21 protein-coding genes are annotated in these 23,572 nt (G+C 39.2%); 13 read left to right on the top strand and 8 right to left on the bottom strand.

All coding sequences use genetic code 11. The features are described 5' to 3' along the window. Positions 1 to 78 precede the first annotated feature (78 nt). The gene (locus PTET_RS09015; protein WP_036954392.1) at positions 79 to 1,401 is read left to right on the top strand and encodes a sodium-dependent transporter; all 1,323 of its coding nucleotides are present in this window, start codon (positions 79 to 81) and stop codon (positions 1,399 to 1,401) included. An 84-nt stretch (positions 1,402 to 1,485) separates the two neighbouring features. On the opposite strand, the gene PTET_RS09010 is transcribed toward PTET_RS09015, so the two are convergent. Together PTET_RS09010 and PTET_RS09005 are read right to left on the bottom strand one after the other, a co-directional pair. Further along, a complete protein-coding gene (locus PTET_RS09010; RefSeq protein WP_036954395.1) occupies positions 1,486 to 2,466 on the bottom strand; it encodes a 2-hydroxyacid dehydrogenase in 981 nt (326 codons plus the stop codon). Positions 2,467 to 2,554: 88 nt separating this feature from the next. Then, positions 2,555 to 3,097 (bottom strand): glutathione peroxidase, encoded by a 543-nt coding sequence (locus PTET_RS09005; protein WP_036954398.1) that lies wholly within the window; start codon positions 3,095 to 3,097, stop codon positions 2,555 to 2,557. A gap of 120 nt (positions 3,098 to 3,217) precedes the next feature. Here PTET_RS09005 and PTET_RS09000 point away from each other — a divergent pair, with 120 nt between their 5' ends. Continuing rightward, positions 3,218 to 4,099 (top strand): NAD(P)-dependent oxidoreductase, encoded by an 882-nt coding sequence (locus PTET_RS09000; protein WP_058154791.1) that lies wholly within the window; start codon positions 3,218 to 3,220, stop codon positions 4,097 to 4,099. 212 nt (positions 4,100 to 4,311) lie between these two features. Here the strand turns inward: PTET_RS09000 and sbcB are convergent, their stop codons facing one another. Beyond that, positions 4,312 to 5,757, bottom strand: a complete 1,446-nt coding sequence (sbcB, locus tag PTET_RS08995) for an exodeoxyribonuclease I (protein WP_096038507.1) — start codon at positions 5,755 to 5,757, stop codon at positions 4,312 to 4,314. Between the two features lie 249 nt (positions 5,758 to 6,006). Here sbcB and PTET_RS08990 point away from each other — a divergent pair, with 249 nt between their 5' ends. The 3 genes from PTET_RS08990 to PTET_RS08980 all read left to right on the top strand — a co-directional run bounded on the left by PTET_RS08990 (position 6,007) and on the right by PTET_RS08980 (position 8,639). After that, positions 6,007 to 6,819 (top strand): alpha/beta fold hydrolase, encoded by an 813-nt coding sequence (locus PTET_RS08990; protein WP_096038506.1) that lies wholly within the window; start codon positions 6,007 to 6,009, stop codon positions 6,817 to 6,819. A gap of 145 nt (positions 6,820 to 6,964) precedes the next feature. Further along, the gene (locus PTET_RS08985) at positions 6,965 to 7,303 is read left to right on the top strand and encodes a methanolan biosynthesis protein EpsI (protein WP_096038505.1); all 339 of its coding nucleotides are present in this window, start codon (positions 6,965 to 6,967) and stop codon (positions 7,301 to 7,303) included. Next, positions 7,296 to 8,639: an SPFH domain-containing protein gene (locus PTET_RS08980; protein WP_013465129.1), complete on the top strand. Its 1,344-nt coding sequence runs from the start codon at positions 7,296 to 7,298 to the stop codon at positions 8,637 to 8,639. The genes PTET_RS08985 and PTET_RS08980 overlap by 8 nt, the downstream gene beginning before the upstream one ends. Before the next feature lie 76 nt (positions 8,640 to 8,715). On the opposite strand, the gene PTET_RS08975 is transcribed toward PTET_RS08980, so the two are convergent. After that, positions 8,716 to 8,961, bottom strand: a complete 246-nt coding sequence (locus tag PTET_RS08975; protein ID WP_013465128.1) for a hypothetical protein — start codon at positions 8,959 to 8,961, stop codon at positions 8,716 to 8,718. A gap of 345 nt (positions 8,962 to 9,306) precedes the next feature. Between PTET_RS08975 and PTET_RS08970 the strand changes: the two genes are divergently transcribed. From PTET_RS08970 to PTET_RS08960, 3 genes are all read left to right on the top strand, one after another. Then, the gene (locus PTET_RS08970) at positions 9,307 to 10,605 is read left to right on the top strand and encodes a porin (RefSeq protein WP_096038504.1); all 1,299 of its coding nucleotides are present in this window, start codon (positions 9,307 to 9,309) and stop codon (positions 10,603 to 10,605) included. Between the two features lie 182 nt (positions 10,606 to 10,787). Continuing rightward, on the top strand, positions 10,788 to 11,633 hold the full coding sequence (locus PTET_RS08965) for an HDOD domain-containing protein (protein ID WP_033103322.1): 846 nt from the start codon (positions 10,788 to 10,790) through the stop codon (positions 11,631 to 11,633). A 207-nt stretch (positions 11,634 to 11,840) separates the two neighbouring features. After that, the gene (locus PTET_RS08960; protein ID WP_013465125.1) at positions 11,841 to 12,251 is read left to right on the top strand and encodes a hypothetical protein; all 411 of its coding nucleotides are present in this window, start codon (positions 11,841 to 11,843) and stop codon (positions 12,249 to 12,251) included. 74 nt (positions 12,252 to 12,325) lie between these two features. On the opposite strand, the gene PTET_RS08955 is transcribed toward PTET_RS08960, so the two are convergent. Further along, positions 12,326 to 13,225, bottom strand: coding sequence for a LysR substrate-binding domain-containing protein (locus PTET_RS08955; protein ID WP_024601610.1), 900 nt, complete (start codon positions 13,223 to 13,225; stop codon positions 12,326 to 12,328). A 124-nt stretch (positions 13,226 to 13,349) separates the two neighbouring features. Between PTET_RS08955 and PTET_RS08950 the strand changes: the two genes are divergently transcribed. The 3 genes from PTET_RS08950 (at position 13,350) to PTET_RS08940 (ending at position 15,568) form a co-directional block, all read left to right on the top strand. Beyond that, complete coding sequence (locus PTET_RS08950) at positions 13,350 to 13,802, top strand: DoxX family protein (RefSeq protein ID WP_058154782.1); 453 nt, start codon at positions 13,350 to 13,352, stop codon at positions 13,800 to 13,802. Positions 13,803 to 13,880: 78 nt separating this feature from the next. Next, positions 13,881 to 14,831 (top strand): glutathione S-transferase family protein, encoded by a 951-nt coding sequence (locus PTET_RS08945; protein ID WP_024601612.1) that lies wholly within the window; start codon positions 13,881 to 13,883, stop codon positions 14,829 to 14,831. Positions 14,832 to 14,860: 29 nt separating this feature from the next. Beyond that, positions 14,861 to 15,568, top strand: coding sequence for a pirin family protein (locus PTET_RS08940; protein WP_096038503.1), 708 nt, complete (start codon positions 14,861 to 14,863; stop codon positions 15,566 to 15,568). 72 nt (positions 15,569 to 15,640) lie between these two features. Here PTET_RS08940 and PTET_RS08935 read toward each other — a convergent pair whose 3' ends face one another. Then, positions 15,641 to 17,683, bottom strand: a complete 2,043-nt coding sequence (locus tag PTET_RS08935) for a methyl-accepting chemotaxis protein (RefSeq protein ID WP_096038502.1) — start codon at positions 17,681 to 17,683, stop codon at positions 15,641 to 15,643. Positions 17,684 to 17,889: 206 nt separating this feature from the next. Here PTET_RS08935 and helD point away from each other — a divergent pair, with 206 nt between their 5' ends. Then, positions 17,890 to 20,013 (top strand): DNA helicase IV, encoded by a 2,124-nt coding sequence (helD, locus tag PTET_RS08930; RefSeq protein ID WP_096038501.1) that lies wholly within the window; start codon positions 17,890 to 17,892, stop codon positions 20,011 to 20,013. A 46-nt stretch (positions 20,014 to 20,059) separates the two neighbouring features. Here helD and PTET_RS08925 read toward each other — a convergent pair whose 3' ends face one another. Both PTET_RS08925 and PTET_RS08920 read right to left on the bottom strand, forming a co-directional pair. Continuing rightward, positions 20,060 to 21,229 (bottom strand): MFS transporter, encoded by a 1,170-nt coding sequence (locus tag PTET_RS08925; RefSeq protein WP_096038500.1) that lies wholly within the window; start codon positions 21,227 to 21,229, stop codon positions 20,060 to 20,062. A 316-nt stretch (positions 21,230 to 21,545) separates the two neighbouring features. Then, positions 21,546 to 22,493 carry a sodium-dependent bicarbonate transport family permease gene (locus PTET_RS08920; RefSeq protein ID WP_024603122.1) on the bottom strand — a complete coding sequence of 316 codons (948 nt, stop codon included), beginning with the start codon at positions 22,491 to 22,493 and terminating at the stop codon, positions 21,546 to 21,548. Positions 22,494 to 22,617: 124 nt separating this feature from the next. On the opposite strand from PTET_RS08920, the gene PTET_RS08915 reads away from it, so the two are divergent. After that, entirely contained in the window at positions 22,618 to 23,562 is a 945-nt protein-coding gene (locus PTET_RS08915) for a LysR family transcriptional regulator (RefSeq protein ID WP_024603121.1), read from the top strand. The last annotated feature ends 10 nt before the right edge of the window (positions 23,563 to 23,572 follow it).

Below are 23,572 nucleotides of genomic sequence, written 5' to 3'. Positions count from 1 at the left end.
AGTACATTTTTATTACTCAGTGGCTCTTAAATATGGTTTAATTCGCATTCGTTAAAATAATAACAGATTTGTAGGTGTATGGCACAAGTGCGTGATGGTTTTCAAAGTCGACTAGGTTTTGTATTGGCAGCAGCCGGTGCAGCCGTAGGTTTAGGTAATATATGGGGTTTTCCTACGCAGGCTGCTAATCATGGTGGCGGCGCATTTTTACTGGTTTACTTTATCGTTATTTTTTTGCTGGCGTTACCTGCTTTATACACCGAGCTGTATTTAGGTTACAAAGCCCAAGCTAACCCTGTTAAAGCGCTAAGCCAAGCATGGCAAGATCACGCCCCTAAAGTGGGAGCCGCAGCAGGCTATATTGGCCTTGCCGGTGCCATCGTTATGTTAAGTTTTTACTCTATTGTGGCCGGTTGGATGCTTTCCTACGCTATAGAGCCTATAAGTAGCTTTTTTGGCTTGCATAGCTTGAGTGAGTTTTTACATAGCGACTCTATGTTACGTAATTTTATTTTTACGCCGCTTATGCTTATTTTAACCGCCAGTATTATTTTAAAAGGGGTGAAGTCGGGAATAGAAACCTGGTCACGCCGTTTAATGCCGCTTTTACTTGTTCTCCTTATTGGGCTTATTATTTATATTGCAACGTTAGATGGCGCAAGCGAAGGGTTTGCTGCTTATTTAGTGCCTGACTTTAGTAAAATACTCGACCCTGATTTAATTATTGCCGCAATGGGGCAAGCGTTCTTTTCGTTGTCGCTTGGGGTAGGCTGTATGATGATTTACGGCTCATATTTAAAACCCGGAGCTAACTTACCAAAATTAACCGCAAGTGTTGCGCTACTTGATACCAGCGTGGCGTTTTTGGCGGGCTTATTAATAATTCCGGCTATTTATGTTGCCCAGTACAATGGCGTTGAAGTATTTAATAACGGTAAATTAATTGGTGAGGGACAACTTATTTTTGCCATATTACCTGAGCTATTTGGCACTATGGGTGAAATTGGTTTATTGGTTGGCTTATTATTTTTTGTATTGATGTCGATAGCTTCAGTTACCTCAACTATTTCATCAACTGAGATCCCTGTGGCATTTTTGGTTGAAAACCACAGTGTAGATAGAACCAAAGCAACATGGGCAGTCAGTGCAATTGTATTTGTTTGTGCCAGTACCATTATTTTAAACTTTGATTGGTTATTTGGTTTAGTGATTATGGTATTTACTCAATACCAATTGCCGTTAATGGGGCTGTTTTACTTTATAACGGTAGGCTGGCTATGGCAACGTGGTAATAAGCTTCATCAAGCAAGTTCTGGTGCACATTATTGGTTTGCTCAGTACATTCGTTTTGTCTGCCCAGTGCTAATGACCTTAGTATTTGCAAACGTTGCGTTTGGCTAGAACGCGTTAATAACTCATGTGTTATTGATAACAAAAAAGCGAACACTATATTTTGTTCGCTTTTTTGCTTTTTGTTTAGCCGCGCTATAGCACTTCGTTTGTTAAGCTATTTCCTTGAGTAACCTCAAATGCATTTTGTAATGTTATATTAGCGATTTCGGTTAGAGCTTCTTGAGTAAAAAAGCCTTGATGCCCTGTTATTAACACGTTTCTAAAACTCACTAAACGAGAGAATATATCGTCTTGATTTATTTCGTCACTGTGGTTTTTAAAAAACAGTTCTGATTCTTGTTCGTACACATCAAGCCCTAAGTACCCCAGTTTTTGTGATTTAAGTGCTTTAATACACGCTTGGCTGTTTACCAGCGCACCGCGAGAAGTATTAATGAGCATGACGCCGGTTTTCATTTTATTAAATGCAGCGTCATCGATTAAATGATGCGTATCTTCGCTCAGCGGGCAGTGCAGTGAAATTATATCGCTTTGGGCAAGTAGGGTATTTAAATCGGTAATAGTGTAATTGCCTGGTTTTGCAAAAGGGTCGCACACTAAAACGTTAGCGCCAAAACCATTTAAAATGTTACACAGTGCCAAGCCTATTTTTCCGCAGCCTATAATCCCTATGGTCTTGTTATGTAAGTTAAACCCGAGTAAGCCATTTAAATCAAAGTTGTCTTCGCGCACGCGGTTATAAGCTTTGTGTGTTTTACGGCTGAGGGTGAGCATAAGGGCAACACAATGTTCAGCTACTGCCTCAGGGCTGTAAGCGGGTACGCGTAATACGCTGAGGTTATGCTGTTTGGCAACAGGCAAGTCAACGTTATTAAACCCCGCACAGCGTAATAAAATAGCGCTAACACCCAATGTGGCAAGTTGCTCAATCACTGCTTTATCTACTGTATCGTTTACAAATACGCACACAGCGTTAAAGTTTTTAGCTAATATTGCCGTCTGCGCCGATAAACTTTGCTCAAAGTAAGTAATAGTGATGTTAGAAAAGCCATTTAAACTTTGCTCAAAAAAAGGGCGCTCATATTTCTGAGCACTAAAAAAAGCAATATCCATTAACTAGCTCCAAGTAATCAATTATTTTATTACCATAAACTATTCTTACTATAGATGCTTCACTCTTGTTGTTTTAATTACGACAGGATTATTTTAATGCAGCCGAACGGACTCCTAAACGAGCGGTCGTCGGTTTTATAACGGGCACTGATTCTAAGCAGCTTGTTATTACATTATGTAATGACTCCGGTTTAGTTCGCGGTGCATAGCGAGCAACCAGCTGCCCTTGTGCATTAACTAAAAACTTAGTGAAGTTCCATTTTATTGCTCGGTTTTGTGCAATACCTCGTGTATGAGACTTTAAATAACTAAACAGTGGATGCGTATCTGGGCCATTTACCATGACCTTATTAAACACCTCAAAATTAATTGAAAAATGTTTTTGATAATAGTCTTTAATGGCCATTCCCTCTAATGGCTCATTTTTATCAAATTGATTACACGGAAAGGCTAAAATAGTAAACCCATCGTTTTTGTATTGTTGATATAGCTTTTCTAGCGCGCATAATTGCGCAGAAAAATGACATTTACTGGCGGTATTAACAATAAGAACCGTTTTTCCTTTTAGCTGACTCAAAGAAAAATCATCGTTATTACAAAGTGGTGCGTTAAATTGATAAATACTATCCATAGATTACCTACCTAATTTCCGTATGAGGGAAATTTTAAAAGACTTTCATTCGCTTTTTTAGCGGCCGATTGACATAATCGAGCTTATGTTTCTAAGTTATCAGTTAAATAGGTCATTTTTATGTCAGTAAAAATTGCATTTATAGGTTTAGGCGTAATGGGTTACCCAATGGCAGGGCATCTAGCAAAAGCGGGGCACAGCGTATGTGTTTATAACCGCACAGCAGCTAAAGCACAAAAATGGGTTGAAGATTTTAACGGCAGTTTTGCACCTACCCCGCGTGAAGCTGCAAGTGGTGCCGATATGGTATTTATGTGTGTTGGCAATGACGACGACTTACGGTCAGTGGTATACGGCGATGATGGCGTTTTAGCTGGTATGGACAAAAACACGATTTTAATCGATCACACAACTACTTCTGCTGAGGTAGCGCGTGAAGTTGCGGCAAAAGCGGCTTTACAGCATATCGACTTTATTGATGCGCCAGTATCGGGCGGTCAAGCAGGTGCTGAAAACGGGGTATTAACCGTTATGGCCGGTGGCAACGAAACGGTATTTGCTAAAGCACAACCTATCATGGCGGCGTTTAGCCGTTTTAGCCAGTTATTAGGGGAAGTTGGATCTGGACAATTATGTAAAATGGTTAATCAAATTTGTATTGCTGGTGTGGTACAAGGCTTAGCTGAGGGCTTACATTTTGCTAAACAAGCAGGGCTTGATGGCGAAAAAGTAATAGAAACCATTTCTAAAGGCGCAGCTGGTTCGTGGCAAATGGAAAACCGCTACAAAACAATGTGGGCAGGTGAGTACGAGTTTGGTTTTGCTGTAGATTGGATGCGTAAAGATTTAGGCATTGCCCTTGATGAAGCTAAAAATAATGGTGCAACGCTGCCAATGACTGCAACGGTCGATCAATACTACGCCGATGTACAGGCTCTTGGCGGCGGCAGATACGATACCTCAAGTTTACTAGCGCGTATTGAAGCACTGCATAAAAAGTAATGTAATTGGTAAAAGTAAACTGTTCACAAAGAGGCTAAGAGGCGCTGCGCTTTTAGAGGAAGTGATAATCATAAACAGTAAATGTTGGTTTTATGTTTTCTCATTTACCTCTCTTGTTGAGATAGTTTTTTGGTTTTTTACCTAGTAACAAAAAACGCGACACTTTTTGCTAAAGGGTCGCGTTTTTCATGGGTTATATACACTAAAGCAAATTACATGCTTTGCGCGTAGTTATACAGCGCTTTTAAAATTGTAAGATTTTTTTCGCTGTCATCATGCTCATGCGCTAGGTTTTCAAGGGTGATCATAAAATCTTGTGCGCTGATTGATGGCTGATCTTCGCCATGCATTAACTTGCTTTGGCAATATTGACGCCATTGATCAAGCTCTTGTTGGTTTAGCGTTTGTGGCCAGTTTCGCGCGCGGTATCTAAACAACAAAGTATTAAATTTAGGATCTTCAAATTCAAGCTTTAAACTTGCCAAGTCTTCAGGTTTTGCATCACGAATAATCGCAAATTTAGCTTTATCAGCATGGCTAGTAAACCCATCATATAATAAGTAATCCACGTTCGTGGTGGCGCTGTAATCGCCTTGCTCATTAAATACCTCAGTGACTTTATCGCGAAGCTCGGTATTGGCTTTTAAAATGGCTAAATTAGTCAAGCATTGCTCTCGGTCAATACCCAAGCGAGCAGCGTTTTCAGGCAGCAGTGTTTTAGCTGGTGCTAAAATAGGGCACTTGTTTAAATGCACCAGCTTTAAACCTACGGGTAAATCACCCTCTGCTAAATCTATACGTTTGGTGTATAAACGCTTGCGTAGCTCTTCTACATTTAAATCAAGTAATACCTGTGGGTTTTGGGTTAAATCAAAACAAATAACTGCGTTTTTATTAAGAGGATGAAAGCTCATAGGTGCCACCCACGTGGTACAACCCTGGGTTGCTGGAATACGCGACGATGTATGCACTAATGGGGTCATGTTAAACACGTCCACCAATTCAGCAAGGGCTTTTTTATTGCGCAAACTAAAAAAGAAGTGATACAGCTTAGGCTGCTTTTCTTTTATTAATTTAGCCAGTGCAATGGTAGCCGTTACATCACTTAATGCATCGTGCGCAGCGGCATGTTCAATACCATTAGCTACAGTTAAATGCTCAAGTTTAAAACTTGGGCTGCCATCTTCTTTTAATGGCCACTCAATGCCCTCAGGGCGAAGTGCATAGCAGGCACGCACTAAATCTATAATATCCCAACGACTGTTATTGTTTTTATATTCACGCTCATATGGGTCGTAAAAGTTACGATAAAAGCTATATCGGCTTACTTCATCATCAAAGCGAATACTGTTATAACCAGCTACACAGGTATTGGGCACGCTAAATTCGGCATGAATTTTAGCAATAAACTCAGCCTCAACTAAGCCTTTTTGCATCGCCACTTGCGGGGTAATACCGGTGATTAAACACGCCTCAGGATGCGGTAAATAATCCGCTTGCGGCTTACAGTACTCAATAAGCGGCTCGCCAATAATATTTAAATCAAGATCGGTGCGTACACCTGCAAATTGGCTCGGCTTATCTTTTTGTGGGCTTGCCCCCCACGTTTCATAGTCGTGCCAGTAGATTGTTGCTTGGTTTTGCTCTTGATAAGCCATTAAAAAACCCTATAAGTTAGCTTGAAACGGTTTATATACCGCCAAGTTACTAAATTTATGAATTATTTAGATTATGGCATAGGGTTACAGAGGTTTATAGGCTTGAATAGGGAAATCTATCAGTCAAAACAGGATTTAAGAGTGATTGACGTGATTATTTATTTTTAAGGGTATGTGATAGAGAAATTATTTATAAACATAGTGCTTAATGTTATAAACTTAAGCTAACTACTAATTAGCTTTAACAACATGAAACTAATAATAAAAACGACTCTATTTTGGGTATTAATCACCTCTACCGCTGTGTTTGCTGAGCTTGCTAAAGTTAAAGTAAATGGCTTTGATATTGAATATGAAATGGCGGGTAGTGGTAAACACACTGTTTTACTTGAGGCGGGGGGCTCTGCAGGGCTGAGTGATTGGGATCCCATTTATAACTCGCTTATCAAGCATGCAAAAGTAATTCGCTATTCTCGAATTGGCAATGGCGGCTCTTCGCAAATAAAGAAAAACTATAGCTCAGAGGAGTATGCTACTGAGGCTTTACTATTACTTAAAGCGTTAAAAATTGAAGAGCCGGTAGTTTATGTGGCGCATTCTTATGGTGCTTATATCGCAAGGGTATTTGCAGCAAGCTACCCCGATAACATTAAAGCGTTAATGTTAATTGAACCCGCCTCAGAGCATGATGTTGATATTATGCGTAAGATTGATTTACCGCGCGCTGAAAAAGAAATTGCTGCTATAAAACGTGATGATATGAAAAACGGCATGTCGAATCAGTATTTAGACTTTTGGTCGAAGCGGCCTTTGCCCGATTACCCACAAATAGCAGATATTCCCGTGACGGTTATTGCCTCAGTTAAAAAATATGAAAATCCATCGGTGTTATTTTTTACTGATAAAGGGCGTGAAATGTGGGGAGAACTGCATTTAAACTGGGCTAATGCTTTTCCTCAAGGTGAGATAGTGCTAACCAGTAAAAGTTACCACTATCCACAAAATGATGAGCCAGAAATGGTGATCACCCAGCTAGTCAGGTTACTTAATCGCACTGATTAATTTTTAGTTTACAAAAATATACACAAGCCAAGTTTTAATTCTGTTATTTGGGTCGTTATTCTGTAAAATTATCGGCTTAACATTTGTGATTTAACCGTTACATTTGTTGTTAGGGTTAATTATTCAATTAATATAAGCAGACGTTATGATTTTTTATATTATTGGGTTAAGTACGCTTGTTATTATTTTGTGTGTGGCGCTTTATGTGATTTACAGCAATGTACGTAAGAGCCGAGTAAGAAAGTCAAAAGAATATAATGTGTTATTTGATAAAGACACCATTATTGATGAACTTATTGCTCAACTTAGCGAGAAAAACCAAACCCAAGAAAACCAGGAAAAAACAATTAAAGGCAAACAAGAGATCCTTGCAACATTTGTAGATTTGCATCGATCGGGTAGTTTTTGTGCGCATTTAAGCGAACAAGAAATTACGTATTTTGTTAAAAAGAAACTAAACATGGAGAGTACTAAAAATGGATAGCGAGCAACAAGCAGTCGCTGAGGCAAAAAACACCTCATTTATGGCACGTTTTGGTCGTCGTAATGTGATTTTACTAACATCCGTTGTCGTGGTGTTAGCAGTGATTGCAACATTAACGTCGCAGGTTATTTCATGGAATGAAGCCGATGAACGGCTAGTTCATCAGTCAGCTTTTACTGGTAATTTAACGGTAATAAATCAAGCGGGCCCTTACTTAAAAGCATTTGGTACGACATCAGCCTATAAAAAAGTTATTTCAATTAACTTTACCGGCGATAGCAGCGCAACAGCCAGTGCCATTGTACCACTCATTCCTATTCGATTCTTAGATACCACGACCGGTGGGGCACGCGGTGTTTCCCGCTTTAGATTACCTGGCAACGTACCCGCTAGTGAATCGGGTGCTTTGCGTGGTTTATTAAAAATTCATGAAGAATTTGGTTCCCAAGAAACCCTAATTTCTAACCTTTTAATGCGTGCAACAACAGAAAATGTAAAAGCGTCGGCTCGTATGATGTCGGTGGAGCAACATTATTCAGGTGGTAATGGTCAATTAAGCCAAGATTTTTCTGATCAACTTACGAATGGTATTTTTGTTACTGAGCAAATTATTAGTACCGGTGAGCGTGATAAGTCAGATGATTTAAGTAATTTAAGTAAGCAACAACGCGTTACCATTAATATAAAGAAGGATGCTGAAGGTAATCCGCTACGTAATGCGCCTATTTTAGGCTCTTATGGGATCACAGTCGTTGATGCGAGTATTATTGATATTGATTACGAAAATAAAGTAAATGCACGTTTAGAGGCGCAAAAACAAGCGGCTGCTGATGAAGCGCTGGCAAGACAAAACCTTAAAAAAGCAGAGCAACAAGCACGTACTGAAGTGGCATTAGGCGAACAAGCGATTGCAAAGCAAAGAGCTGAGTCTGAAAAGCTAAAAATTAAAGAGCAAATTGATGCAGAACGAATAAAAGCGAATGCGATTATTTCTGCCCAGCAACGTGTAGCTGTTAAAGCGGAGCTTGCAAAAGAGCAAGAAGAAATTTTAAAACAGCAACGCTTAGAAGCATTAGGTATGGACGTTTTAGCTGAAGCACGTTTACGCGCAAAATCAGCAGCGCTTGATCCTAAGTATGTATTTGATGAAACACTTAAAGCAGAAGTTAAAATTCAAACGGCTTTATTTAATAGCTTAGGTAACAGTCGCTTAGTGCCTGAAATTGTTATAGGTGCAGGGCAGGGTGAGCAAAATAATGGTTCTGAATTTATGCGCTTACTGGCGGCCGACGCGGCATTGAGCCTTAAGAAGCGTTTAGAAAAAGAGAAAAAATAAACGTTAAAAATCATTATAAAGCCCTAGCTTTAATTGCTAGGGCTTTTTTTGTGGTATCGCTTTGTAAGTGGTGAGTTTAAAACTTAGGACACAAAGCGTGGCTAAAGCCTTTTTCGGTTAGCAAAAAAGTGGCGCTGGGCGTCGAAAATATATATTCCTCATGAAGAAGAAACGCAATTGTTCCTTTTATTTGCTCACCTTGATGATCTGAGGCATCGCTAATTAATTGTTCAGGATCTAACTGGCTTGGGCTTGGAAAGTTATTATAAAGATGCTTAAAAATTAACGTAGCAATTGTGTTAAAGGTATCGTTATTTTTCATTTTTGGAGAATCCTTAATTTATATATGTAGCAACAAACTGGCTGTTTTAAATATGATTTTTAAATAATAACACATTAAAAATAGGTACATGATCATCCTGCTATTTTTTAAGCTTTAATTTTGCAAGCTGCTGCTTTCATTTATTAAAATGATGATTAATTGTTATGCTTACCCTGCTAAAAAGTAGTGTGTGTTGCTGGTGTGTTGCGCAAAATCATAAAGTGTAATTGAAGAGTTGTAAAAATACGTTATCATTGTAAAACAACATGTAAAATCAAGCAGGTACTTAGCTCACGCTGACCAAGTTCGAGTTAATAACATCAACAAGGCAAGCAAGGACAAATTATGACACCTATGAAACCTTTAGCACTGGCAGTGGCTATGGTTGTTTTTTCACATCCGGCACATGCAGATACAGATCTTGATAAAGTAAAGCAGCAATTAAGCAGCTTACAAAAACAAGTGGAAATGCTGCAAAAGCAACTTGCAAAAGCAGAGCAAAAAAGTGAAAAGACAATCGAGCGCACCATTGAACAGAAAGAAGATATAGCTGAAGTTAAAGTAACTAAACATGAACACAAGCCTCAGGGAATTAAAATTGGCGGTGCTGTTCGAACCAACTATAGCCACACCTCGTATGATGACGACAATAAAAATCGCGGCGGCGATTTTGACTTTGATATTTTTCGCTTAAATTTCTCAGGCGATGTGGGTGATGTAAAACTAAACGCTGAAATTCGTTTTTTTGATTACATGACAGCTGTTAAATACGCCTATGCTGCTTACGATTTTGCTGATGATTGGCAAGTTCAAGCAGGTATTACTCAGGTTCCTTTTGGTAACTGGCCTTACAATTCACATAACTACTTTTTCAGCACTAACTATTACGTTGGCCTTGAAGACGACCACGATTTAGGGGTGTTATTTAAGCGTAAAATTGCCGATAACTGGCAGCTTGATTTAGGCTTTTTCAAAAATGATGAATTAGGTGGTGTTGATGGTTATGTAGATAACCGCAGCGATCGCTACTCATACGATATTGTTGGTTTTAGAGAAGCTGGTGATGGTGTTTACGCTGAGCCGACCAATCCAATTGGCGAATATAATACGTTCTCAGGTCGTTACGGCTACCACATAGAGCATGAGGGTGGTAAAACTGAAATTGGTGTGTCAGCGCTTGCTGGTGGCTTGCATGATGGTGTTGACCGCGCAGGTGACTATAACGCATGGGCGCTTCACTTAAACAGTAATATGGGCCCTTGGAACTTGCAATTACAACATGGCGAATACAACTACGATATTGATAACGTAAACCGTATTGCTGTAGGCGCTTACTCGTTTTACGATAGCATGGCAGCGGAAGCAACTATGTCGAGTGCAAACGTAGCATACAGTGTGCCGGTGCAATGGGGCGCAGTAACAAACTTACAGTTTTATAATGACTACAGCGCTATTTACGACAAATCAGACAACAGCAAAGATACCTGGATGAACGTAACCGGTTTCTCGGTCGCTGCAGGTGGTTTATTTACATACTTTGACTTAGTTCATGGTAAAAACATGCCGTTTGTTGGTGGTTCATTAGCGGGCGATAGCAGCGAAACTGAACGCCGCTTCAACATTAATATTGGCTATTACTTCTAATAAGCTAGTATTCAAAGCACACGTCTATATACCGGGCGTGTGCTGCTTTGGTTTTAAAAATTATTTTTACCCTACCAATTTCAGCACCTACAAATTGATAAATCTCTAATCAACTTCTAGTATAAAAGTTCAAATGGAATTAAATAAATAATCCATATAGCTTAGCTGGAGGCTAGACATCGATGTTTGTCGTTAATGAGCAGGTATTATCTGATGTAAACAAAAACTTTATTATTCCCCCAAAACCGCAAATTTTAGATGATCTTGATAGATTAGCACATCAAAATGAGCCGTCTTTAATGGCTGCTGCAGATATAGTTGCTAAAGATGTGGCCATATCGTCTGCTATTTTAAAAATTGTTAATTCACCCGCTTACGGCTTAGTGCGAAGCATTGCTGACATAAAACAAGCCATCATGTTTTTAGGTTGGAATGGTATAGAAGCACTTATTCCTGCGCTTAAATTAAAGCAAATGTTTTTACAAAAAACATGTTGTATTAGTTTAGAGCGTTTTTGGGATAACGCGTCTGAAATTGCTAATGTAAACATGATTGTTGGACAGCGAGTAAAAAATAAAATTCCAGTTGAATATTTATACACACTCGGTTTATTTCATGATTGCGGCATAGTTCCGATGGCGATTAAATATGACGACTACGTCAATGTGCTGCATGGTTCAAATAGAAGCAGTAAAGAAAGTTTAGTTGATATTGAAGATCGTGTTTATGGCGCTAATCATGCCATTATCGGCTATTACTTAGCATCGAGTTGGCATTTACCAAGAGATATTTGCCAGCTTATTCTACGCCATCATGATTTAAGTTTACTTGAGGACACATCCGATCCTAATCAACAGCTCTGTTTTTGTGTGTTAAAGCTCTCTGAAAGCATAGTAAATAGTATTTTACGTGATGAAAAAATTAAAGATTGGGAGCGCCTTGAACCGTTTATACTTAAAAAGTTAAATATGTCTGAAGACGAATACATTGATTTACAAGAAGAAGTTATTGATTACTTAAATCAGTAAATAATCATATCGGGTTTGCAGCCTAGTTAAACGAGCGGTTATTTGTCGCTTTTATTAAAACAAATATACTCAGTTTAATTAGACTAAAGTCTATAGGTTAGTTTTTTTCACTTATTGGTTTGTTTTTAATCGTTTGTCGAGATTAAGTAAACACTCTAAAGTTTAGTTGTCGGCAACAAGCACGACTAACCAAATAGGAAACTAATCATGAAACGCTCACTTATCAAAACCATCGCTCTTGGCTCTTTATTAACTTGCTCAGCTGCTGTAATGGCTGATCAAAGTGACTACAAGTTAATGGTTATTGAAGAGGCTGCAACAGCCCCACAAGAATTCGAAGTTGCATTTAACAGTTGCGCATTAAATGTAAAATCAAAAAACTACAGCCAAGCTGAAGAAATTTGCTCAAAAGCAATTACATTATTACAGCAAAGTACAGGCCCACGTTTTAAAGTACGTGAGCTGACTTCATTTGCTTTAAGTAACCGCGGTGTTGGCCGTTTAATGGCTAAAAACGAAACCGCAGCGTTATCTGACTTTTACGAAGCACAGCAAATATCAGGTAACGAGTTAGTGTCGCACAACTTAACACGTGCTAAGCAAGATCTTGCTTTATAACATCTATTAGTGATTAAAAAAGCCCATGCTAATTTAGTTAGCATGGGCTTTTGCATTTATGTAGTTTGCTTATTTCATGTCTGTAAATTATTGTCGATTAAAAGTTGAGTCAATTTTTTTAATCCTTTACCTTTGTTGGTTATTTTCCATGCAAGGTATAAGTCTTGAATAGGACGTGGTTCAATGAGCTCCACAACATGAAGTTTTTTAGCTTTAATATGTTCAGCAATAAGGTTTACTGGTAAATAACCAATCCCGATTCCCGATAAAATAGCGGTAATTTTTTGTTTTACGGAGCTTACATAAAAACGTTGACTACCTTCGATTAAATTAGCTGACCACGGAATACTTTGTTTTGCAGAGTCATGAACTATCACTGTGGTGTATTGACCAAGCTCACTAGGCTTGATGGGTTTTTGCTCTTTTGCTAAAGGGTGGGTTGGGTGAACCACAAGTACATTTTGAATATCCGTTATTTTCACTGCTCTGATCCCTTTTTGAGCAGGCACGGGGGCGGGTGCACCAATCACTAAGTCAACATTGTCCTCTATTAACGCCTCCCATGTACCGCTCATCACCTCTTCTTTTACATCAATTTCAATGCTTTTATGTTCAATTAAAAATTGTTGCAAAGCAGCAAAAACATTAGTTACGTCAATAATTGAGTCACAAGCAATCCGTATTCTAGGCTCCCAGCCATTAGCTATGGTTTGTGTTTGCTCCGATAAATTATTTATAGCATTGAGCACTTTACGCCCCTCGCTCAGTAAATGTTTACCTGCGGGGGTTAAAACTGCTCGCCGACCTTGGCGCTGAAATAAAGTTACATTTAATTGCTCTTCAAGTTTATTAACAATATACGACAGGGCTGATGGCACTTTATTAAGTTGTTCTGCAGCGGCTGCATAACTGCCACGATGCTCAATGGCGTCTAATACCAGTAAAGCTTCTATGCTAATAGGGGGTGTATTCATCATCATACCAAATATTAAATGTTCAAAATATTTGAACATATAAAGCAAATAATAGGAGTTATTTAATTTTAATTCAACTTATACAATAGCTGCATAATCAACAGAAACAATACAGGTAAACATTATGACGATTAAAAATATCACAGCTGCCATCACAAAAACTGAACAGTCTTTTGCAACACTACCATTAAGGCTTATTGCAGGATTAGTGTTTAGTGCTCATGGGGCACAAAAACTGTTTGCGTGGTTTGGTGGCTATGGCTTGGAAGGCACAGGGCAATGGATGGAGTCGATTGGCTTAGCACCGGGCTATTTAATGGCATTAATGGCGGGTGGCGCTGAATTTTTTGGTGGATTACTACTCATCGTTGGTTTGTTGGTGCGTCCTGCGAGTTTTGTACTGGCTATCACTATGGTGGTTGCTATTTTTACCGTACATATAGATAACGGCTTATTTATGAGCAACAACGGTTACGAGTTTGGTTTATCGTTGTTGGCAATTACCTTGGCCTTATTTATTCAAGGAGCTGGAAAGCTATCCCTTGATGGAAAAATTCATAACAAATTAAACCAATAAGCTGATCACATAACTGATTGAACTTTAAGCTGCCAATCTGCGTAAGGTTGGCACATTCTACATACTTAGGAGACGGACATGGGATTACTTGTTAACGGTGAATGGGTCGATAAATGGTACGACACTGAAAAAAGCGACGGTAAATTTGTACGTCAAGACAGCCGTTTTAGGGATACTATTTCATCAGCGCCACAAAGCAAATTTACCCCTGAGGCGGGGCGTTATCATTTATATGTATCGCTAGCGTGCCCTTGGGCGCACAGAACGATTATTTTTCGTAAATTAAAGCAGCTCGAAGACATTATTTCTATGAGTATTGTTGAAGCGCCCATGATGGAAAACGGCTGGGAATTTGGCGAGCAGGGCGATCCACTTTATAACTTAGATTACGCCTATCAATTGTATTTAAAAGCCGATCCTAGTTATGAAGGGCGGGTTACTGTGCCGATTTTATGGGATAAAAAAACGCAAACTATTGTAAATAATGAATCAATAGAGATTATTCGTATGCTTAATAGTGCGTTTAATGAGCTCACTGGCAATACTGATGATTATTATCCAGAGCCACTTCGTGAAGAAATTGAAGCCGTGAATAACCGTGTCTATAACACCATTAATAATGGCGTATATAAAGCCGGTTTTGCTACTACACAAGAAGCTTACAACGAGGCTTACACCGCACTATTTGATAGTTTAGACTGGCTAGAAGCGCGTTTAGCTAAGCAGCGCTATCTCGTTGGTGATGTTATTACAGAAGCTGATTGGCGTTTATTTACAACCCTCATTCGCTTTGATGCGGTGTATCACGGGCATTTTAAGTGTAACCGTCAAAAATTAAGCGAGTTTCACCATATTAGCAATTACGTTAACGAGCTGTACCAAGTACCGGGTGTTAAAGAAACAGTCGATTTAGAGTACACAAAGGTGCATTACTATGTAAGCCACTTAACGATTAATCCAACACAAATAGTACCGCTGGGTGCAAAGCATCATTTTGATGCTCCACACGACCGTGAACGTCCATATTAATTAATGTTTATTCTTTTTGAGGAAAGACCATGATCAATCATTATCCAAAGAATAGTTTAGGCAGTGCCGATCACGGTTGGCTTAAATCTAAACATCATTTTAGTTTTGCACATTACTATAATCCGGCACGTATGGGCTTTGGTACACTACGCGTTGTTAATGATGATTGGGTTGCACCTGAAATGGGATTTGGAGCTCATCCACACAAAAATATGGAAATTATTAGTTTCATACGCAGTGGTGCCATTACTCATCAAGATAGTATGGGTAATAAAGGCATAACCGAGCAAGGTGAAGTGCAGGTAATGAGTGCAGGCACAGGTATTGTGCATTCTGAGTATAATCGTACCAATGAGCCACTTACTTTTTATCAAATTTGGATTCAAAGTAATAAACAAGATGTGCCGCCGCGTTGGGAAAGTAAAAAATTTCCGACCGACGTAGCTAACGAGCTTACGCTTTTAGTGTCGGGTTATGCAGAAGATGCGGGTAACACCTTATTTATCAATCAACAAGCACGCATTTATGGTGGAAAGCTTGCAAAAGGTACCACCATCACTCAGCGTATTGATCATCAAGCTTATGTACTTGCATCTGATGGTGCATTTACTGTAGATGACAAAAACAGTGTAATTACCATGAACAAAGGGGATGGTGCTGAGGTCACTCATGCTGATTTTATCACGCTAACTGCAGCAACAGAGTGTGAAATAATTATTATTGATACACTAGCCTAGGCTATTCGGCTTAGTTGGGTTTATCTTAATGGCGCAGTAAACACTGCGCCATTGTTTTACAAACATACAGCACTATACCTTAAAGCTATCTACTTGCGATTTCATTTGCTTGTAAAGCGCTGATACATTTTTTGACTGCAATGTTGTTTGCTCAGAGATTTGTTTCATTTGTGCTGACTGTTCTTTTAACGATACCAAATTTCTATTAATCTCGTTTGCTACATGGGATTGTTCTTGTGTTGCTTGTGCGGTTTCGGCCGACATTTGCTGCACTTTTTCAAAGGCGTGAGTTAGGTTGCTAAAAATACTAATAACGGCATCAAAATTACTGAGTGTGGCATTAGCATTTGTTTGACTGTTTTTAATAGAATCTGATGACGCTTTTACATTGTTATTTAAGCGTTGGATCATTGTATCTATTTCATCGGTGCTTTGTTGTGTGCGAGTAGCCAACGTTCTAACCTCATCAGCGACAACGGCAAACCCACGGCCTTGCTCGCCAGCTCTGGCGGCCTCAATCGCGGCATTTAACGCTAATAAGTTAGTTTGTTCGGCAATATTTCTAATGACCTCAAGTACAGACGTAATATCGGTTGAGCTGCTTTCTAATTCAATAGAGTTTGATAAAGCCGATTGAATATCATTGATTAAATCTTCAATTGCTTTACTCGATACATCAATGGCTTGAACTCCTTGTTGTACCTGCTCGCTAGAAATATCAGCTTCGTGGGCGGTATTTTTAGCCAGCTCAGCCATTTGCTGGTTTGCCATATCCATTTCATGACCAGCGCTTACAATAGAGTCAGACGCATTAGCAAGTTGCTGGGTCACGTCCATCGCGGTATCAGAGACATTATTAAGATCGCCGGTCACAGTACCTAGTTGAATGGATTGCTGCTGAATGTTTTTTATTATTTGCTGCAGGTGCGCTAAAAAGTTATCAAACTCATTACTCAGCTCACCGAGCTCGTCATGTGATGTAGTATTAATTCTTTGCGTTAAATCACCATCACCAGCGGCAATTTCTTGGATTCGTAGAGTAATATTATTTATATTGTCGGTGAGTTTTTTAGGGATGTAATAACCCACAGCTAAAGCAACAATAAAGGCAATAATAATGATAACAAACACAATTTTTTCAAAAAGTTGAATACTAGCTTGCACTTCATGTTTTACTTTTCGAGCATAGGTTCGCGCTTCTTCGCCCGCTATATCAAGTATTTCTCTCAATTCATTAAAGCTTTTATCTGCTTGCGCTAAATTATCATCAATTAAGGCTATTTGATTAGCCGAACTTGAGTAAACTAACGCTTTTCCTTTCTCGTACCACTGTTGATAAAGTTGATCAAAATTAGCGTATTTTTGTGTCAGTTGTGGCTCATCAATTAAGTAGCTGCGGTAACTATTAAAACGACGAATAACCTGAGCTGCATTTTCTTCAAATAGTTTTTGGTTTTGTGCCAATTCGCCATGTTGGTTTACAATTTTTTGTTTTGCTAGTCGAGCTTGGTATATATCTCTATCTGCATTGAGCACCTCGGCCATTGCTTCTACATAGCGACTTAATAACTCTGAGCCGACTTTATCTTGCTGCTGTTTATTGGTATGGATGCGAAGCTCTTCACCTGCTTGATCCATCATTTCTCGTATTTGTAAAAATTCAGATTCAGTTTGATTCAAATCACTTTGCATTTTACTTTGTGAGTGACTCGAATCCATTAACGTTTTACTGTGGTCTAGCCATTGATTGTATAAAGGCGCAAAACGAGAAAAAGAGTCATGTTTTGACAATAGTGCTCGTTCATCTTTTAAGTACGTTAAGTATTTGTTGAAGCGGTCTTTGACTTGTTCAGCGTTTTCTAAAAACTCTGCTTTATTGGTCTCATTATCGCCTGTGGCACTGAGTAGATTTTCCAGTGCAATACGTGCTTGGTATATGTCTCTGTCAGCATTTAAAATAACGGTAACGGCTTCAAAAAAGGTTTCGGTTTGCCTTTTCATCGCGTTGTCTTGTATGTAAGTAATTGATGCAATTGATACAAGTAAACCTGCAAGGATCAGTGCTAAAAAAGCAATAGGTAAAATAACTTTGGTTCTAATTGAGTTAATTCGCATGTTTCAATCCTTGTTAAATCACTGTATGTAGAGTAAATATTAGTCACAATAGGGAGTTATGCCAAGGAAATGGATAAATTGATTGGTTGTTTTTTGTCCAACTTTAACGCGTTGAAAATTTTACCGCCAGATTTATTATCCTTACAGCGCGTATTACCTTAAAATAGCGTTAATTGGTTCATTTTTATAAAGGAATTCTGCTGTTAATGAATTCTATTTTCCCCAGCGTATTTGGCCGTCTGTTTACCCCACACCTCGCTGTTGATATTAATCAACAAGGTTTAGTCATTAACAACAAAAAGCACACAGATACACTGAATTGGTGCGATTTAACCTCGCCTATTTGTTATGAATATGGGGTGCTTGGACAAACACTACGTTTTTCAACACAGTCTGGGCAGTATCGAGTGTGGATGAGGGCTTATGGCAGTCACCGAATACTTAAAGCCAAGACGGATCAGCTATGGGTCAATAATAATATTGAACCATTAAATGAGCTGCTAGAAAATATTAACCAATTTGCACATCATCAATTTTTGCGTCAATCCTATGTGGCAGATATAAAACAGCGCGTTAAACAACAATACAACCGCTGGTTACCTTGGATAAAAAAGAGTGAGGCATTGGCTGTTGTTAGCACGCAAATAAAACTGCTCGAACAATATAGTCAGTGGAGCGATCCATTGACTCGCTTTTTACAGCATAAATACACACAGACACAGTTGCAGCGTTATGCTGGTTTTTTCGATAACGTTGAAGCAAACCCACTTACTGAGAAGCAAAGACGGGCATGCATTATCGATGACGATAATAACCTCGTATTAGCCGGAGCCGGCACAGGTAAAACCAGTGTAATGGTGGCGCGAGCGGGCTATTTAGTTAACAGTGAGCAAGCTAATTACGATGATATTTTATTACTCGCCTATGGTAAGCAAGCTGCCAGTGAAATGGACGAACGTATTAAAGCTAAGCTGAATACACAGGCTATAAAAACCGCCACTTTTCACAGCTTAGGTTTAACAATTATTAGTGAGGTTGAGAGAAAAACGCCTAAAATATCTAAACTTGCTGAAAACGAAAAAGCTAAAATAAAATGGGTTGAAGCGTGTTTTGAATCGCTTGCTAATGCTAAGCCACAGTATGCTAAAGCATTGGTAAACTATATAAATAACAATCTTAATGACGTTAAAAGTGGGTTTGAATTAAGCACTGCAAAGCCTAATCATATAGCGCTTCTACAAGAGATAAAAGCTGGCGGTTATTTAACCAAGTTAGCGACTTTATTTAGTCAATTAATTAGCGTGTATAAAACAGCAAATATAACGCTTGAGAACGATTCAAAGCAGATACAGCAGGCTTGGAAATTATTAAAGCCATTATTAGCCAACTATAACCATTATTTACATACTCAAGGTGAAATAGACTTTGACGATATGATCCTCAAAGCCCTCGATTATGTTAATACAGGAAAGTTTATATCATCTTGGCGTTATATCATGGTTGATGAATTTCAAGATATATCGCATACGCGTGCGGCGCTGGTTAAAGCGCTGCGCGATAGTAAGCCTAGAAGCTCATTGTTTGTAGTAGGCGATGACTGGCAAGCTATTTACCGTTTTAGTGGTGCTGATATGCGCCTGACCACAGAATTTGCCGCACATTTTGGTTTTACCACACAAACCATACTGGATGTTACGTTTCGTTTTAATAATAAAATTAGTGAGGTTGCTTCATGTTTTATCATGAAAAACCCTGCCCAGTTAGCTAAGCAAATTAACTCGTTATCACAAGTGACAAAGCCCGCTATTAGCGTATTAAAAACAGCGAATGTTGTCTCAAGCAAAAATACAAAAATAGCTGAGCTAAATAATGGGGCACTTGACCATGTACTTGGCGCTATCAACACAAATAAGCCCGCTATTGTGTATTTACTGGCGCGGTATCGCTTTCAGCTACCTACTAAAGCCGATATTAACGCCTTGCAGCACACCTTTTCTTCATTACAAATTGAGTGTGATACCTTTCATGGTTCAAAGGGTAAAGAAGCCGATTATGTAGTTATATTAGGTATGCATGGCGGGCAATTTGGATTTCCGAGCACTAAGCCATCGCCTGCAATGTTAGAAGCTCTCTTACCCGCTAAAGATTTGTATGCCCATAGCGAAGAGCGACGCTTATTTTATGTGGCGCTCACTCGTGCTAAACACAAGGTGTTTATCATAAGTGATGACAACAACCGCAGCTGTTTTGTTGACGAGCTCATAAACGAGTATCAAATTGAGCTAAAAGAGTTAAAAAACATAGCTAGTAAAGTGGTAGCGCAGGTATAAACCGCTTAGTGGCAAACGAATAAGCTTAAGCGGTTTATCGCGTTAATTAACCTGCAACAGGGGTGTTACCTGTGGGTATTTTTTTCATACTTTTTATGAGCATATAAATACAGGTGGTAATTAAACAACCACCTAAATAAATAAGCACACCATGGCTTGCATCAGAAAAATGCGTTGCCAACAACGGGCCTAATACAGAGCCAACACTGTAGCTGAGCAGCATTATTTCAGTTGCTGACACTATTTTTGCCATAGGTAAGGAGTCGCACGCTAAAGTAATTGCAATCGGATAAAGTGCAAAACTACACGCACCTAATACAAAGTAACTTACAACTAATCCACCAAAGCTATGCGCGTTTAATATTCCCATTACGCTGGCAGCACCAACAAAACAAAAAATAGCCATAAGTAAGCTTTTTATAATACGGGTTGATAAATAACTCACTAAAGGTTGCACCAGCATGCCACCTAAAATAATCACCGCCATAAGTAAGCCGGTATATTGGGCTTGATCAGTTTGCGCGGCTATATAAACAGGTAATAACCCGTAAATAGGGCCTAGTAATAATCCTGATACTAAACAGCCTAAAATAGCAGGGCGGCTGAGAGTTTTTAACTCTTTAAGTGGCAGCTTTTGTAATTGCTGAGCATTAGGTTGGCCTGTGGTAATTAATAATGGTGCTAAAATAGCCAACGCCAAAAGGGCCACGACAAATAAATACGGTACGGCACCTTCAGTGCCAAGCGGTGTGATTGCTAATTGCCCCACAGCGCTGCCACCATATAAAGAGGTCATATATAAACCTAAGCGTTTAGCTCGCGCCTTAGGTGTATTCGCCATTAACAACCACGACTCAACCACTACAAATACTCCCGCAACAGCAATACCAGCAACAAAGCGCGCAATTAACCACATTGTGGCTGTAGGGGAAATGATCTGTGCAATAACACTGATGATCAGCAACATTAAAAATGCGATAAATGCCACACGATGGCCAATTTTTACTACCACACGCTCAATACACAGCGCGCCAATAAGTAAACCAAAATAAAAGACGCTGGCAAGCCAAGGCGCAAGATCAATACTTAACTTAAAAGCACTCAGTGATAACGGGATCAGGCTCATTAAAAAGCCCGAAGCAATAGCAAAAAAAGATAAACCAATAACAGGGGCTAAAGGATTATTTGATTTACTATTAGCGGCAAGTTCCACCATTAGATTATTCCGATAAAAAGGGTTTAAATAATTGCTGATTTAGGTGTGATAGTGGCGCGATTATTTGAAGCAGATTAATTTGGCTGCGAATTTATGCTGCTTTTTATACCAAGTAAAGTGTTTTTTAATTGCTCAATCAAAATAATTTTTAAAATGTTTTTTTACGTAAACTAATCGCTTAATTGCAATCTGATTGTAGAAATAAGTTAGCGTTTTTGTTTTATATTTGTTGAGTTTTTAAAGAGGGTAATAACTTAGTAATGGCGGGGCATAGTTAAAAAATACAAGCCCATGTTGGGCTTTATTGGTGTTTATTTTAGTGCATGGCAAGCGCAAGCTTATGGTACAAACCAATACCAACAATCACATTAAACGGAAACGTTACCCCTAAAGAGCTGAGCATAGCTAGGCCAATATCAGCCTTGGGAACGGCTGCTTTAATTGCCGCAGGGGCTGCAATATAAGACGCACTAGCCACTAAACTACCGAGTATCACCACCGAGCCTAATTCTAATTTTAATAGTGTGCCTACAGCCACGCCGATAGTACCTAAAAATAGCGGAGTAATAATAGCAAATGCAGCGAGTCTCCAATGCTGCCAAGGAAATGGGCGCAGAGTTTGCGCAGCCACTAAACCCATTTCAAGTAAAAACAATGCCAGTACTACTTTAAAACTACTGGTTAAAAGACTGGTTACTTGACTGCCTTGCTGTGTGCCATACATCATTCCGATGATCACACCGCCAACTAACAAAATCACGCTTTTGTTAGTAAGTGTTTCGTGCCAAAGCGCTTTGAGTGACAGTGTATTACTTTGGCTATGTTGTTTGTCGAGTTTACGATACAGCATTAAACCGACAATAATGGCAGGTAATTCGAGCATCACTAAATACAGTGTAACCTCAGCACCTACCTCTAATTTAGCTGACTCTGCATAAGCCAATGCAACTGCAAAGGTACCTGCGCTTACCGAGCCATAATGCGCAGCAATACTGGCGCTATTGGCCACACTGAGTCTAACAACATATTTTAAAATAGGGTAAAGAGTAAGGGGAATAAGACCACCGAGTAACATAACCGAGGCCATTTCAGGAAGAAGTTGCCAGCTTAAGTTACCATGCAGCACCATGCCACCTTTTAACCCTATGGTGAGCATTAACAATAGACTTAGTGTGTCATAAGTGGCTTTAGGTATTGCTAAATCAGAACGTAAAATCCCCGCCACTAATCCTAGAATAAAAAACATTACGACGATATCAGGCACACTGTTCTCCTTTTTGTTATTAGTTACTCAATTTGTTAAGCGGCGCTATTGTAAGCCTATCTTTGTATAGTAAATAATAAAATGAATGATAGTATCTTATAGATAAAAATCTATGAGGTGAATAATGAACATAAGGCAACTATCGTTTAGGCTACTCGAAGTCTTTATGAGTGTAGTTAAAACCGGCTCCATTAGCGAAACAGCTCGGCAATTGCATTTAACCCAGCCTACCGTTTCTTTGCAAATTAAGCGCTTACAAGAAGCCGTTAATGAGCCTTTAATTGTTATGCAACAGCAAAAATTACAGGTTACCGAGGCTGGCTTACAATTATTTAGAACTTGTGAGCAAGTGTTTGGGCACTTTGATGATTACCAAGACTATTTAGCCGAGCTTAAAGGCGGGGAGCGCGGGCGCTGTAAAATTGCCATGGTAAACACTGCACAATATATTTTGCCTAAGTTACTTGGGCCTTACAGTAATGCCCATCCCCATGTCGAGCTGCCATTGGAAATTGGCAACCGCTCTGCAGTGTTAGCGCGTTTTGAGCGTGGAGAAGACGACATTTATGTGTTTAGCCACCCACCATCACTTGAACATGCCCAAGCCGCGCGTTTTTTACATAACCCATTGGTCTTTATTGTGCCGCTTGATCATCCGCTTGCCGATGTAAAAGCATTAACATTAGCTGATTTAATGCCATATCGATTTTTATTAAGAGAGCCAGGCTCTGCTACGCGTATGCTTTTTGAAAGCGAATTACAAAGCCGTGGTTTAGTCCTTAGTGATAGTGTGCAAATGGCCAGTAACGAAGCCATACGAGTTGCTGTTTCCTCTGGAATGGGGATTGCTGTGCTTTCCCATCATGTATTACCAAAAGGCGATAACAGTTTTAAAGTGCTCAATGTAACCGACACCTGCTTAGCCAGCCATTGGTATTTTGTAGTGCGCACAGACAGGCATATTTCTCATGCTGCGCGCAGCTTTTTAAAATTTGCCCAGCTGAATTTAGAGCAATATCTCGATAAGCAATGGGTGCGTAATGAGCTAAATGGGCTTAATTTAAAATAAAGAGTTAAAG

Origin of the sequence: Pseudoalteromonas tetraodonis (assembly GCF_002310835.1) — a bacterium.
GTDB classification, from domain to species: domain Bacteria; phylum Pseudomonadota; class Gammaproteobacteria; order Enterobacterales; family Alteromonadaceae; genus Pseudoalteromonas; species Pseudoalteromonas tetraodonis.
This window is presented reverse-complemented; position numbering and strand designations above follow the sequence as displayed.